The 12,941-nt window shown below is 69.1% G+C and carries 16 protein-coding genes and 1 riboswitch; of the genes, 15 read left to right on the top strand and 1 reads right to left on the bottom strand.

Translation table 11 applies throughout. The features are described 5' to 3' along the window. Nucleotides 1–4: 4 nt before the first annotated feature. Entirely contained in the window at nucleotides 5–325 is a 321-nt protein-coding gene (locus OH686_RS04900; protein ID WP_289536525.1) for a hypothetical protein, read from the top strand. A 9-nt stretch (nucleotides 326–334) separates the two neighbouring features. On the opposite strand, the gene OH686_RS04895 is transcribed toward OH686_RS04900, so the two are convergent. Further along, complete coding sequence (locus OH686_RS04895) at nucleotides 335–670, bottom strand: four-helix bundle copper-binding protein (RefSeq protein WP_289536523.1); 336 nt, start codon at nucleotides 668–670, stop codon at nucleotides 335–337. 105 nt (nucleotides 671–775) lie between these two features. Next, nucleotides 776–992, top strand: a riboswitch (cobalamin riboswitch). A 132-nt stretch (nucleotides 993–1,124) separates the two neighbouring features. Between OH686_RS04895 and cobO the strand changes: the two genes are divergently transcribed. From cobO to OH686_RS04825, 14 genes are all read left to right on the top strand, one after another. Further along, on the top strand, nucleotides 1,125–1,736 hold the full coding sequence (gene cobO / locus OH686_RS04890; protein ID WP_289536521.1) for a cob(I)yrinic acid a,c-diamide adenosyltransferase: 612 nt from the start codon (nucleotides 1,125–1,127) through the stop codon (nucleotides 1,734–1,736). Then, nucleotides 1,736–3,031, top strand: coding sequence for a cobyrinic acid a,c-diamide synthase CobB (locus OH686_RS04885; RefSeq protein WP_289536520.1), 1,296 nt, complete (start codon nucleotides 1,736–1,738; stop codon nucleotides 3,029–3,031). The genes cobO and OH686_RS04885 overlap by 1 nt, the downstream gene beginning before the upstream one ends. Further along, nucleotides 3,028–3,678, top strand: a complete 651-nt coding sequence (bluB, locus tag OH686_RS04880) for a 5,6-dimethylbenzimidazole synthase (protein WP_289536518.1) — start codon at nucleotides 3,028–3,030, stop codon at nucleotides 3,676–3,678. The genes OH686_RS04885 and bluB overlap by 4 nt, the downstream gene beginning before the upstream one ends. After that, nucleotides 3,675–4,580 carry an adenosylcobinamide-phosphate synthase CbiB gene (cbiB, locus tag OH686_RS04875; RefSeq protein ID WP_289536517.1) on the top strand — a complete coding sequence of 302 codons (906 nt, stop codon included), beginning with the start codon at nucleotides 3,675–3,677 and terminating at the stop codon, nucleotides 4,578–4,580. Before bluB ends, cbiB begins: the two co-directional genes overlap by 4 nt. Beyond that, entirely contained in the window at nucleotides 4,573–5,559 is a 987-nt protein-coding gene (cobD, locus tag OH686_RS04870; protein ID WP_289536516.1) for a threonine-phosphate decarboxylase CobD, read from the top strand. The genes cbiB and cobD overlap by 8 nt, the downstream gene beginning before the upstream one ends. Then, nucleotides 5,556–7,022, top strand: coding sequence for a cobyric acid synthase (locus OH686_RS04865; protein WP_289536515.1), 1,467 nt, complete (start codon nucleotides 5,556–5,558; stop codon nucleotides 7,020–7,022). Before cobD ends, OH686_RS04865 begins: the two co-directional genes overlap by 4 nt. A 180-nt stretch (nucleotides 7,023–7,202) precedes the next feature. Next, nucleotides 7,203–7,724: a bifunctional adenosylcobinamide kinase/adenosylcobinamide-phosphate guanylyltransferase gene (cobU, locus tag OH686_RS04860; RefSeq protein WP_289536514.1), complete on the top strand. Its 522-nt coding sequence runs from the start codon at nucleotides 7,203–7,205 to the stop codon at nucleotides 7,722–7,724. Continuing rightward, on the top strand, nucleotides 7,721–8,776 hold the full coding sequence (gene cobT, locus OH686_RS04855) for a nicotinate-nucleotide--dimethylbenzimidazole phosphoribosyltransferase (RefSeq protein ID WP_289536512.1): 1,056 nt from the start codon (nucleotides 7,721–7,723) through the stop codon (nucleotides 8,774–8,776). The genes cobU and cobT overlap by 4 nt, the downstream gene beginning before the upstream one ends. Continuing rightward, nucleotides 8,773–9,345, top strand: a complete 573-nt coding sequence (gene cobC, locus OH686_RS04850) for an alpha-ribazole phosphatase family protein (RefSeq protein ID WP_289536510.1) — start codon at nucleotides 8,773–8,775, stop codon at nucleotides 9,343–9,345. Before cobT ends, cobC begins: the two co-directional genes overlap by 4 nt. Next, nucleotides 9,345–10,082 (top strand): adenosylcobinamide-GDP ribazoletransferase, encoded by a 738-nt coding sequence (locus OH686_RS04845; RefSeq protein ID WP_289536508.1) that lies wholly within the window; start codon nucleotides 9,345–9,347, stop codon nucleotides 10,080–10,082. The genes cobC and OH686_RS04845 overlap by 1 nt, the downstream gene beginning before the upstream one ends. A 415-nt stretch (nucleotides 10,083–10,497) precedes the next feature. Continuing rightward, entirely contained in the window at nucleotides 10,498–10,911 is a 414-nt protein-coding gene (locus OH686_RS04840; RefSeq protein ID WP_137972453.1) for a MarR family winged helix-turn-helix transcriptional regulator, read from the top strand. A gap of 25 nt (nucleotides 10,912–10,936) precedes the next feature. Then, complete coding sequence (locus OH686_RS04835) at nucleotides 10,937–12,145, top strand: MFS transporter (protein ID WP_289536505.1); 1,209 nt, start codon at nucleotides 10,937–10,939, stop codon at nucleotides 12,143–12,145. Next, on the top strand, nucleotides 12,142–12,264 hold the full coding sequence (locus OH686_RS04830) for a hypothetical protein (RefSeq protein ID WP_289539132.1): 123 nt from the start codon (nucleotides 12,142–12,144) through the stop codon (nucleotides 12,262–12,264). Before OH686_RS04835 ends, OH686_RS04830 begins: the two co-directional genes overlap by 4 nt. Nucleotides 12,265–12,338: 74 nt before the next feature. Further along, nucleotides 12,339–12,887: a glutathione peroxidase gene (locus OH686_RS04825; RefSeq protein WP_289536503.1), complete on the top strand. Its 549-nt coding sequence runs from the start codon at nucleotides 12,339–12,341 to the stop codon at nucleotides 12,885–12,887. Nucleotides 12,888–12,941 lie beyond the last annotated feature (54 nt).

The raw sequence follows: 12,941 nt of genomic DNA, 5'->3' as shown, positions 1-12,941 counted from the left end.
CCACATGCCCGAACCGATCCGCCTGCCACCCCAGCCCGATGCCTGCGAGCTCTGCGCCCGCGCCTTGCCGCTGACCCGCCACCACCTGATCCCCAAGGCCCTGCACGACAAGCCCTACGTGCAGAAGCGCTTCGCCAAGACAGAGCGCATCACCGCCACCCTGTGGGTCTGCCGCGCCTGCCACAACCAGATCCACAAGCTGTTCAGCGAGAAGGAACTGGCGCTGACCTACAACAGCCGCGAGGCCCTGCTGGGCGACGAGCGCCTGCGCACCTTCGTCGAGTGGCTGGCGAGCAAGCCGGCGGGCTTCACGCCCAGGCACTGAGGTTCGAGTTCAGGCGCCGGCGGCCAGCGCCTCGCATTCCACCACGCAGCGCTGGCAGGCCTGGGCGCATTGCTGGCAATGGTCATGCTGATGCTTGCCGCAGGCCTCGGCACAGGCCTGGCAGGCTATCGCGCAGAGGCGCACGAATTCGTCGCACAGCGGGCTGTCGCGCACCATCAGGCGCTCGGCAAGGCGGCAGATGTCGGCACAGTCGATATCGCAGGCAATACAGATGGCCATGTGCTGCAGGTCGGGTTCCTTGAGGCAGGCGGCGGCGCAGGTTTCACAGGCGATGGCGCAGGCGCTGCAGGCCTGGATGCAGGAGGCGTAGCGTTGCTTAGCCATGGGGTTCTCCTTTGCTCGGTTGTCTTGCTGTGAGCCTCCTGGTCCCTGTGGGTTCGACCGATCTGCCGGGCGGCGCGCGATTGACCGAGGCATGCGCTGGGCCTAAGCTGCGCGCCTGCTTCAGGTGCCCCGACGCGACGCGTCCGAGGGTGAAACAGGGAAGCCGGTGCATTCGTTACGAAGATTCCGGCGCTGCCCCCGCAACGGTAGGTGAGTAAAAGGGTCGCTCGACGCCACTGTGCCCCGGCACGGGAAGGCGCGATCCGCAGGCCGCGAGGCCTGGCTCACGAGCCCGGAGACCGGCCTGTCGCGATCCACGGCAGTGCGGCGGGCTCTGCGGTTGCGGCCTTCTCGGGCCTGGCCGTTGCTTTCCTCGTTCTGTCCTTGTTTCTGTTCGTGTACCCGCCAGCCGGGTGCGCAGGGCGCTGTGGCGCCGGCAAAGAGGAGTCCGAACATGAACGAGTCGGCCGAACGCGACGCCCGTCATCTGGCGCGCATGCAACGCAAGAAAGCCCTGATCGACGCAAAGATCGCCCAGGCCCAGGACGAATATGGCCTGCTGCTGGTGCATTCCGGCAACGGCAAGGGCAAGAGCAGCTCGGCCTTCGGCATGGTCGCCCGCGCCCTGGGGCATGGCATTAAGGTCGGCGTGGTGCAGTTCATCAAGGGCGCCGCCAGCACCGGCGAGGAAGCCTTCTTCCGCCGTTTCCCCGACGAGGTGCAGTGGTTCGTGATGGGCGAGGGCTTCACTTGGGAGACCCAGGACCGTCAGCGCGATGTCGCCATGGCCGGCGAGGCCTGGCAGGTGGCGCGTCGCCTGCTGGCCGACGAGAGCATCGGCTTGGTGGTGCTGGACGAGCTGAATATCGCCCTCAAACACGGCTATCTGCAGTTGGATCAGGTGCTGGCCGATATCGAGGCACGCCCGCTGCTGCAGCACGTGGTGGTGACCGGTCGCGGCGCCCAGCCGGGGCTGATCGAGGCGGCCGATACGGTGACCGAGATGACCCTGGTCAAACACGCCTTCAAGGCGGGCGTGAAGGCGCAGAAAGGGGTCGAATTCTGATGGCCGAGCCACGCCACTGCCCGGCCCTGCTGATCGCCGCTCCCGCCTCGGGCCAGGGCAAGACCACCGTCACCGCCGCCCTGGCGCGCCTGCACAGCCGTGCCGGCAAGCGGGTGCGGGTGTTCAAGTGCGGCCCGGACTTCCTCGATCCGATGATCCTCGCCCGCGCCAGCGGCGCGCCGGTGTACCAGCTGGATCTGTGGATGGTCGGCGAGGAGCAGACCCGCCAGCTGCTGTGGCAGGCAGCCGGCGAGGCCGACCTGATCCTGATCGAGGGCGTCATGGGCCTGTTCGATGGCAGCCCCTCGGCCGCCGATCTGGCGCGGCGTCTGCAAGTACCGGTGCTGGGGGTGATCGACGCCGGTGCCATGGCCCAGACCTTCGGCGCCATGGCCTATGGCCTGGCGCACTTCCAGCACAGCCTGCCGTTTGCCGGGGTGCTGGCCAACCGCACCGGCAGCGAGCGCCACAACGGCATCCTGCGCGATAGCCTGCCGCCCTCGATCCGCTGGTTCGGCGGCCTGCCGCGCTCCGCCGCGTTGGAGCTGCCGCGCCGCCACCTGGGGCTGATCCAGGCCGAGGAGCTGGCCGATCTGGACTCGCGCCTGGACGCCGCCGCCGATGCCCTGCTGGCCAGCGCCGGCGCGTTGCTGCCCGATCCCGTCGCCTTTGCCGCACCGCAGGAGCAGGCCTTCGAGCCGTTGCTGAAAGGCGTACGCATCGGCGTGGCCCGCGACACCAGCTTCGCCTTCCTCTACCAGGCCAATCTCGATCTGCTGCGCGCCCTGGGCGCCGAGCTGGTGTTCTTCTCGCCGCTGGCCGACCAGGCCCTGCCGGAGGTGCACAGCCTGTACCTGCCTGGCGGCTATCCCGAACTGCACCTGGATCGGCTGCAGGGCAATCGGTCGATGCTTGCGGCTATTCGCGCCCATCACGCGGCCGGCAAGCCGATCCTCGCCGAGTGCGGCGGCATGCTCTATCTGCTCGAGGCGCTGACCGACAAGCAGGGCGAAAGCGCCGAGCTGCTCGGCCTGCTGCCGGGACGTGCGGTGATGCAGCCGCGCCTGGCCGCCCTGGCACTGCAGCAGGTGGAACTGCCGGAAGGCAGCTTGCGCGGGCATACTTACCACCATTCTGTGCTCGACTGCGCCCAGGCGCCGCTGGCCCGTGGCGTCTGCCCGAACGGCAAACCGGTGGCCGAGGCGGTGTTCCGCGATGGCCGCCTGACCGCCTCCTATATCCACTTCTACCTGCCGTCCAACCCCAGCGCGACGGCCGAGCTGCTGTTGCCATGAGCGACCACGCCTTCAGCCCCGACGAGCGCGCCGCGGTCTACCGCGCCATCGCCGAACGCCGCGACATGCGCCACTTCGCCGGCGGCAAGGTGGCACCGGAGCTGCTCGCGCGCCTGCTGCAGGCGGCGCACCAGGCGCCCAGTGTCGGCCTGATGCAGCCTTGGCGCTTTGTCCGCATCACCCGACCGGAGTTGCGCGAGGGCATCCACGGCCTGGTCGAGGCCGAGCGGGTGCGCACCGCCGAGGCCCTGGGCGAGCGCAGCGACGAGTTCATGCGGCTCAAGGTCGAGGGCATCCGCGACTGCGCCGAGCTGCTGGTGGCGGCCCTGATGGATGGTCGCGAGGCCCATGTGTTCGGTCGCCGCACCCTGCCGCAGATGGACCTGGCCTCGCTCAGCTGCGCCATCCAGAACCTCTGGCTGGCGGCCCGCGCCGAAGGCCTGGGGCTGGGCTGGGTGTCGCTGTTCGATCCACTGGCCTTGGCCGAGCTGCTCGGCATGCCGGCGGGCAGCCAGCCGGTGGCGGTGCTGTGCCTGGGGCCGGTGACCGAGTTCTACGAGCGGCCGATGCTGGTGCAGGAAGGCTGGGCCAGCGAGCGGCCGCTGAGCGAGCTGGTATTCGCCGATCGCTGGGGGCAGCAGACGTGAGCGTCGCACTGTCCGCCCTGGCCGGCATGGGCCTGGATGCCTGGCTCGGCGAGCCGCGACGCTGGCACCCGCTGGTGGGCTTCGGCAACCTGGCCAAACGTATCGAGCAGCGCCTCAATGCCGGTGGGCGCGGCTGGCGCAGCCATGGCGTCAGCGGCTGGTGCTTGGCGGTGCTGCCGCCGGTGGCGCTGGTCTGGCTGCTGAGCCTGAGCGAACTGGGCTGGCTGCTGGAGATCCTCGCCCTGTATTTCGCCGTCGGCCTGAAGAGCCTCGGCCAGCATGCGCTGCCGGTGGCCCAGGCGCTGCGTCTGGGCGATCTGCCGCAGGCGCGGCAGCGTGTCGGTTACCTGGTCAGCCGGCGCACCGCCGAGCTGGATGCCACCGGCGTGGCCCGCGCCGGCACCGAGTCGGTTCTGGAGAACGGCTCGGATGCGGTGTTCGCCGCGCTGTTCTGGTTCTGCCTGCTGGGCGCACCGGGTGTGGTGCTGTACCGCCTGAGCAATACCCTGGACGCCATGTGGGGCTACCGCAACGAGCGTTTCGAGCGCTTTGGCTGGGCGGCCGCGCGCATCGACGACGCGCTCAATTACATTCCCGCGCGCCTGGTGGCGCTGACCTACGCGCTGCTCGGCCGCACCGCCCTGGCCCTGCGCTGCTGGCGGCGCCAGGCGCCCCTCTGGGACAGCCCCAATGCCGGCCCGGTGATGGCTGCCGGCGCCGGCGCCCTGGGCGTCAGCCTGGGCGGCTCGGCCGTCTACCATGGCATCGAGGAGCAGCGTCCGCAGCTGGGTGAAGGCTTGCCGCCGCAGGCTCGCGATATCGAGCGGGCGCTCAACCTGGTGCATGGCGGCGTGGCCCTGTGGCTGCTGATCCTGGTCGTGGGAGGGCTGTACCTTGCTTGAACACGGTGGCCGCCTGCGCGAGGCGGCGCAGCGCTATGGCATCCCGCTGGCGGACTGGCTCGACCTGTCCACCGGCATCGCCCCCTATGGCTGGCCGCTGCCGGCCATCCCCGATTCCGCCTGGCAGCGCCTGCCCGAGGCCGACGACGGCCTGGAGGCGACGGCTCGCGACTATTACGGCGTGCCTGCATTGTTGCCGGTGGCCGGTTCCCAAGCGGCGATCCAGACCCTGCCTCGTCTGCGCCGCCCCGGCCTGCGGGTCGGCATCGTCTCGCCGGCCTATGCCGAGCATGCCGCCGCCTGGCGCCGCGAGGGTCATCTGGTCCAGGAGCTGGGCGAGGGCCCGGTGGAGCGCTCGCTGGAGCGCCTCGACGTGCTGCTGGTGGTCAACCCGAACAATCCTAGCGGCCGGCTGATCGAACGCGAGCGTCTGCTCGAATGGCACGCGCGACTGGCCGGGCGCGGCGGCTGGCTGCTGGTCGACGAAGCCTTCATGGACTGCACCCCCGAGCACAGTCTGGCGACCGACAGTCAGCGCCCGGGGCTGATCGTGCTGCGCTCGTTCGGCAAGTTCTTCGGCCTGGCCGGTATTCGCCTGGGCTTCGTCCTGGCCGCAAGCGAACTGCTCGAGCGCCTCGGCGAGCAGCTCGGGCCCTGGACCGTCAGTGGGCCGACGCGGGCGGTGGCCTGCGCCTTGCTGGCCGATGGCGAAGGCCAGCGTCGCCAGCGCGAGCGCCTGCGCGCCGATGGCCTGCGCCTGGCCGTGCTGCTCAGCGATCATGGTCTGGCCCCGGCCGGTGGCTGCGCACTGTTCCAGCTGGTCGGCCATCACCAGGCGGTTGGCCTGCACGGCTACTTCGCCCGGCGCGGCATTCTCCTGCGCCTGTTCGCCGAGACTCGCTGCCTGCGCTTCGGCCTGCCCGGCGACGAGGCCGGTTGGCAGCGCCTGGAGCTGGCGCTGAAGGAGATGCCCGCATGACCACCGGATTGCCGGCCACTCTGATGGTGCAAGGCACCACCTCGGACGCGGGCAAGAGCACCCTGGTGACCGCGCTGTGCCGCTGGCTGCAACGCCAGGGCGTCAGCGTGGCGCCATTCAAGCCGCAGAATATGGCGCTCAACAGTGCGGTGACTGCCGATGGCGGCGAGATCGGCCGTGCCCAGGCGGTGCAGGCCCAGGCGGCTGGCCTGGCGCCGCACACCGATATGAACCCGGTGCTGCTCAAGCCCAATAGCGACACCGGCGCCCAGGTGATCATCCAGGGCCGCGCCATCGGCAATATGAATGCGATGGCCTACCACGACTACAAGCGCGTTGCCCGCGAGGCGGTGCTTGAATCCCACGCCCGCCTGGCCGCGCAGTATCCGGTGGTGATGGTGGAGGGCGCCGGCTCGCCGGCCGAGATCAACCTGCGCGCCGGCGACATCGCCAACATGGGCTTCGCCGAGGCGGTGGACTGCCCGGTGCTGCTGATCGCCGATATCGACAAGGGCGGCGTGTTCGCCCATCTGGTCGGCACCCTGGAGCTGCTGTCGCCGAGCGAGCAGGCGCGGGTGAAGGGCTTTGTGATCAACCGCTTCCGTGGCGATATCGCCCTGCTGCAACCGGGGCTGGACTGGCTGGAGCAGCGCACCGGCAAGCCAGTGCTCGGCGTGCTGCCGTACCTGATGGACTTCCATCTGGAGGCCGAGGACGCGGTGCAGGTGCTGCAGCCGGACAAGGAGCGCGAGGTACTGCGCGTCGCCGTGCCGGTGCTGCCGCGCATCAGCAACCACACCGACTTCGATCCGCTGCGCCTGCACCCGCAGGTGGACCTGCAGTTTATCGGCCCAGGGCAGAGCATGCCGCCGGCCGACCTGATCATCCTGCCCGGCTCGAAAAGCGTACGGGCCGACCTGGCGCGTCTGCGCGAGCACGGCTGGGCCGCCGCCATCGCCCGCCACCTGCGCTACGGCGGCAAGGTCCTTGGCATCTGCGGCGGCCTACAGATGCTCGGCACGCGTATCGACGATCCCCATGGTCTGGAAGGCCCGGCCGGCAGCAGCGCGGGCCTCGGCCTGCTCGACTACGCCACCGTGCTGGAGCCGGAGAAGCAGCTGCGTAATGTACGCGGGCGCCTGAGCCTGGGTGATCTGGAGGTCAGCGGTTACGAGATCCACGCCGGGATCAGTAGCGGTCCGGCGCTGGGCAGTCCCGCCGTGCGCCTGGACGACGGCCGCAGCGACGGCGCCATCAGCGCCGACGGCCAGGTCATGGCCACCTACCTGCACGGCCTGTTCGAGCAGCCGGCCGCCTGCGCCGAGTTGCTGCGCTGGGCCGGTCTGCGCGAGGCGCGCCAGGTGGATTACTATGCGCGCCGCGAACGCGATATCGAGCGCCTGGCCGACCTGGTCGAGGCGCATCTGGATACCCGGCTGTTGCGTGAGTTATGTGGCCTCTAGGAGTGTCATGCGCATTGGCGAGGCATCGGGCGGGGGCGACTCCCTCATCCCGGTCCTCTTCGGCAGGAAGAGTGGGTTATTCCGTGCTCGAGTTTGAGCACACATTTCAACGCAGCCTCGATCAGCACCCTCTCCCTCGGGAGAGTGTTGGGGTGAGGGTCGATCCAGAGGGTACTGTCCATGCTTGAACTGATCTTCGGTGGCGCCCGCTCCGGCAAGAGCCGTCTGGCCGAGAAGCTGGCGGCGGACAGCGGCCTGCCGGTCACCTATATCGCCACCGGGCAGGCCTGGGACGGCGAGATGGCCAAGCGCATCGCCCATCACCGTACCTCGCGCCCGGCGCAGTGGGGCCTGGTCGAGGAGCCCCTCGAACTGTCCCGTGCCCTGCGCGACAATGCCGCCCCCGAGCGCTGCCTGCTGGTCGACTGCCTGACCCTGTGGCTGACCAACCTGCTGATGCTGGAAGACGAGACCCGCCTGGCCATGCAGCGCGATGCCTTCCTCGAGGCGCTGGCCGAGCTGCCCGGGCGCATCATCCTGGTCAGCAACGAGACCGGCCTGGGTGTGGTGCCGCTGGGTGAGCTGACCCGTCGTTACGTCGACGAGGCCGGCTGGCTGCACCAGGCCGTGGCCGAACGGGCCGAGCGTGTGCAGTTCTGCGTCGCCGGCCTGCCCATGCTGCTCAAAGGAGCGCCGCTATGACTTCTTCATTCTGGTGGCAGCAAGCCTGCCGCCAACCCGATGCTGTCGCCGAGGCCGCCGCCCTGGCGCGCCAGGCGCAACTGACCAAACCGACCGGCGCCCTCGGTGCGCTGGAGGCCCTGGCCGTGCGCCTGGCCGCACTGCAGGGACGGGAGAAACCCGTCATCCGCAGCCCGCAGCTGGTGTTGTTCGCCGGCGACCACGGGGTGGTCGCCGAGGGCGTGTCCGCTTATCCGCAGGCGGTGACCGCGCAGATGCTCGGCAACTTTGTCGCCGGCGGCGCCGCCGTCAGCGTGCTGGCCCGCGAGCAGGGCATGCCGTTGCGCCTGTTTGACCTAGGCACCATCGATCTCGATCTGGAGCTGCCTGGTGTGCGCCATCTTCGCCTCGGCGCCGGCACCGCCAACTTCGCCGTCGAGCCGGCCATGACCGCCGAGCAATGTGCCGCCGCCCTGCAGGCCGGTCGCGACGCGGTGCAACAGGCCCTGGCCGAGGGTTGCGATCTGCTGCTGGCCGGCGAGATGGGCATCGGCAATACCAGCGCCGCCACGGCCCTGGCCTGTGCGCTGAGTGACCTGAGCCCGGCACAGCTGGCCGGTCCCGGCACCGGGCTGGACGCCGCTGGCGTCAGCCACAAGCAGGCGGTGATCGAGCGCACCCTGGTTCTGCACGGCGCTGCGCTTGCCGAACCCTTCGAGGCCCTGCGCCGAGTCGGCGGCTTCGAATTGGCGGCCCTGGCTGGTGCCTATCTGGCCTGCGCCCAGGCCGGTATTCCGGCGGTGGTCGATGGTTTTATCTGCAGCGCGGCGGCCCTGTGCGCCGTGCGCCTGAATCCTGGCGTGCAGCCCTGGCTGCTGTTCGCCCACGCCGGCGCCGAGCCGGGCCACGCCGCGTTGCTGGCGGAGCTCGGCGGCACGCCGCTGCTCGACCTCGGCCTGCGCCTGGGCGAGGGCAGTGGTGCCGCCCTGGCGCTGCCCCTGATCAAACTGGCCTGCGCCCTGCACGGCGGCATGGCTACATTTTCCGAAGCACTGGTTGAGGACCGCTTATGACTCTTTTCCTGGATATGTTGCGCCATGGTGTGACCGACGCCGGCCCCGGTTTTCGCGGCAGCAGCGACGATGCGCTGACCGAGCAGGGACGCCAGCAGATGCAGCTGGCCCTGGCCGGCAAGGGCGGCTGGGACCTGGTGATCAGCTCGCCGCTGCAGCGTTGCGAGTCCTTCGCCCGCGAGTTCGCCGAAGCTAACGGCCTGCCGCTGCGCATCGAGGCCGATCTGCGCGAGCTGCACTTCGGCGCCTGGGAGGGGCGTAATTCGGCCGAGGTGCTGCTGGAGGATCCGGAAGCGCTCGGCAAATTCTGGAACGAGCCCTACCACTTCACGCCGCCGCAGGCCGAGCCGGTCAAGGACTTCGCCGGGCGCGTGCTGGGCGCCATCGAGCGTCTGCAGGCCGAGCTGGATGGCCAGCGCGTGCTGCTGATCACCCACGGTGGCGTGATGCGTCTGCTACTGGCCCGCGCGCGCAAGCTGCCGGAGAACCAGCTGCTGCAGGTGGAGGTGGGCTATGGCGCGCTGCATGGCCTGCAGGTCGAAGCCGGTCTGCAGCTGACCGAAGCCTGATGCTGCCGCAGCCGCTGCTGATCGCCCTGCAGTTCCTCACCCGCCTGCCTGTTCGGCTGGCTGGGATGCCGGAGCCTGCGCAGATCGGCCGCTCGCTGTTGTGGTATCCGCTGGTGGGGCCGCTGCTCGGCGGCCTGCTGCTGGCGCTGCACCTGCTGCTCGGCGCTACACCGGCGCTGCTGCAGGCGGCCATTCTGTTGGCCGTCTGGGTCGGGTTGTCCGGTGGACTGCATCTGGATGGCCTGGCCGACACGGCCGATGCCTGGGTCGGCGGCTACGGTGATCGTGAGCGCACGCTGGCGATCATGAAGGACCCGCGCAGCGGTCCCATCGCGGTGGTCGTGCTGCTGTTGGTGTTGCTACTCAAGTTTGCCGCGCTGGTCGTGTTGCTCGAGCGAGATGCCTGGGCCGGGCTGCTGCTGGCCCCCTGGCTCGGCCGCGCGTTGCCGCCGTTGCTGTTTTTAACCACGCCATATGTGCGCGCCGGCGGCCTGGGCGCGGCGTTGGCCGAGCATCTGCCCCGAGAGCGCCTGCCGCTGGTGCTGGCGGGACATGCTCTGGCCATGCTGCTGTTCGGTTTCTCCGCCGTGCTGGCGTTGCTCGCTGCCGCCTTGGTGTTCTGGCTGCTGCGCCGCGCCTTCGTTGCCCGCCTGGGCGGTACCACCGGCGATACCGCCGGTGCGCTGCTGGAACTGGGCGAGTGTGCGGTGCTGGTGGCTTTGGCGTTGTGGGGCTGACCGGAGCGTCTCGTCTGGCTGCGGCTTAAGCGCCTGGTGGTGCACTGCCTTCGGCGAGTGGCACCCTACAAAGCGCTACACCGTAGGGCGGCCTCGGAGCGCAGCGACAGCCCGCCAGACGTGGCCCGGATGCACCGCGTCGCTGGCAATGGTGCACTGCCTTCGGCGAGTGACACCCTACAAAGCGCTACACCGTAGGGTGGTCTCGGAGCGCAGCGACAGCCCATCAGACGCGGCCCCGGATGCGTCGCGTCGCTGGCGATGGTGCGCTGCCTTCGGCGAGCGACACCCCACCATCGATGAATAGCGAGCGTGTCTGGAGCTAGCGGCGCCCCCTGTACTGAGCGGCTGTTCCGCTCGTTTATGTCGCAACTGTAACTGCCTGATCGGCAGATGCGGGTATATACCTGTATCCATGTTGCCGACCCAATGTCTCTGTACCAAGTTGCGCCGCGCCAGCCGCGGGGTGACCCGCATCTACGACGAAGCCCTGGCCGATGTCGGGCTGAATGCCGCCCAGTTTTCCCTGCTGCGCTATCTGCAGCGCCTGGGGCAGCCGAGCATTTCCGCCCTGGCCGAGGCCATGGGGCTGGACCGCAGCACCCTCGGGCGCAACCTGCGGGTGGTGGAGGGCAGGGGACTGCTGCAGCTCGGCGGCGGTACCGACCAGCGCAGCCGGCAGGTAGCGCTGACCGATGCCGGCGTGCGCGTGCTGGAGCAGGGCGCGCCACTGTGGGAACGGGCTCAGCAGGAGCTGGCGCTGCGCCTGGGCGCGGACAAACGGGCAGAGCTGATGGCGCTGCTGGACGATCTGGAAACCATCGACTGACGGGAACGCCCCGCGGAGAACGCAGATGAACAACCCATGGCGCACGGCAAGTTGGCTCCTGCTGGGAGCATCGCTGATCCTCGCCCTGTCGCTGGGCGTCCGCCACGGCTTCGGCCTGTTCCTCTCGCCCATGAGCGGCGAGTACGGCTGGGGTCGCCAGGTATTCGCCTTCGCCATCGCCCTGCAGAACCTGATCTGGGGCCTGGCTCAGCCGGTCACCGGGGCCATCGCCGATCGCTTCGGTGCGCGCCGGGTGATAGTCGCCGGTGGCCTGCTCTACGCGGCCGGTCTGGCCTTGATGGCCGGCGCCGACTCGGCCTGGTCGCTGTCGCTCAGTGCCGGTCTGCTGATCGGCATCGGCCTGTCCGGCACCTCGTTCTCGGTGCTGCTCGGCGTGGTCGGCCGGGCGCTGCCGCCGGAGAAGCGCAGCATCGGCATGGGTATCGCGGCGGCGGCCGGCTCCTTCGGCCAGTTCGCCATGCTGCCGGGCACCCTGGGGCTGATTGGCTGGCTGGGCTGGTCGTCGGCCTTGATCGCTCTGGGCATGCTGGTCGCGCTGATCGTACCGCTGGCGCTGATGGTGCGTGACCATCCGCAACCGGCCCCGGTCGGTGGCGAGCAGAGCCTGGCGGAGGCGCTGAAGGAAGCTTGCAGCCATTCCGGCTTCTGGTTGCTGGCGCTGGGCTTCTTCGTCTGCGGCTTCCAGGTGGTATTCATCGGCGTGCACCTGCCGTCGTACCTGGTGGACAAGCATCTGCCGGCGTCGGTTGGTACGACGGTGCTGGCGCTGGTCGGGCTGTTCAACGTGTTCGGTACCTATATCGCCGGCTGGCTCGGCGGGCGCATGTCCAAGCCACGCCTGCTCACCGGTCTATACCTGGCGCGCACGGTGGTGATAGTCGCGTTCGTTTACTCGCCGCTGACCGAGTGGAGTGCCTATGCGTTCGGCATGGCCATGGGGCTGCTGTGGCTGTCCACGGTGCCACTAACCAACGGCACGGTGGCCACCCTGTTCGGCGTGCGCAACCTGTCGATGCTCGGTGGCATCGTCTTCCTGTTCCACCAGCTCGGCTCGTTCCTCGGCGGCTGGCTGGGCGGCTATCTGTACGACCACACCGGCAGCTACGACGTGGTCTGGCAGCTGTCGATTCTCTTCGGCCTGCTGGCGGCAGCGCTCAACTGGCCCGTGCGCGAGCAGCCGGTGGTACGCCTGCGGGCCGGGGCGGCGGCGTGAGCCGTACGGCCGCCACCACGCTGGCCCTGCTGGGAGTGGCGCTGCTGTTGGCGCTGGCCTGGTGGGGTTGGAGCCAGGGCGGACTGGCCCTGCTGCAGCTGGGCATGAGCCTGTGCTGAACGTTGCCGCGGCGGCCGTTGCCGGAGCAGGCGCGGACGAGTAGCGTGGGCGCATACCCTTTGGAGATGCCCCCATGATCGCGCGCCTGTCCTGCCTGCTGCTGTCGTCCCTGCTTGCCGCCCCGCTGTGGGCGGCCGACTGTTCGCCCCTGCTCAAGGACCAGGGCGAGCTGCAACAATTGCGCTCCAAGGAAAGCATCGATCTGTGCGAGCGTTTCGCTGGCAAGCCGCTGCTGGTGGTCAACACCGCCAGCCATTGCGGCTTCACCCCGCAGTTCAAGGGCCTGGAGGCGCTGTACCAGCGTTACAAAGGGCAGGGACTGGAAGTGCTGGGCGTGCCTTCCGACGACTTCAAGCAGGAGGCCGACAACAGCGGCGAGACGGCCAAGGTGTGCTTCATCGACTACGGCGTGACCTTCGCCATGAGCGAGCCGCAGGCGGTCAGCGGCAATGAGGCGATACCGCTGTTCAGCGAGCTGGCCGAGCAGAGCAGCGCGCCACGCTGGAATTTCTACAAGTACGTGGTGGGGCGCGACGGCAAGGTGATCGCCAGTTTCTCCAGCCTGACCAAGCCGGACGACGAGGATCTGCTGGCGGCCATCGAGAAGGCTATTGCTCAGTAATTAATGGTGACCCATGAAAAAGCCGGGCAGATGCCCGGCTTTTTCATGTCCGCA

The sequence above is a fragment of the Pseudomonas sp. SO81 genome (genome assembly GCF_030374125.1).
Classification (GTDB): Bacteria; Pseudomonadota; Gammaproteobacteria; order Pseudomonadales; family Pseudomonadaceae; genus Aquipseudomonas.
The sequence above is the reverse complement of the archived record's forward strand: the minus strand, read 5'-3'. Positions and strand labels throughout refer to the sequence as shown.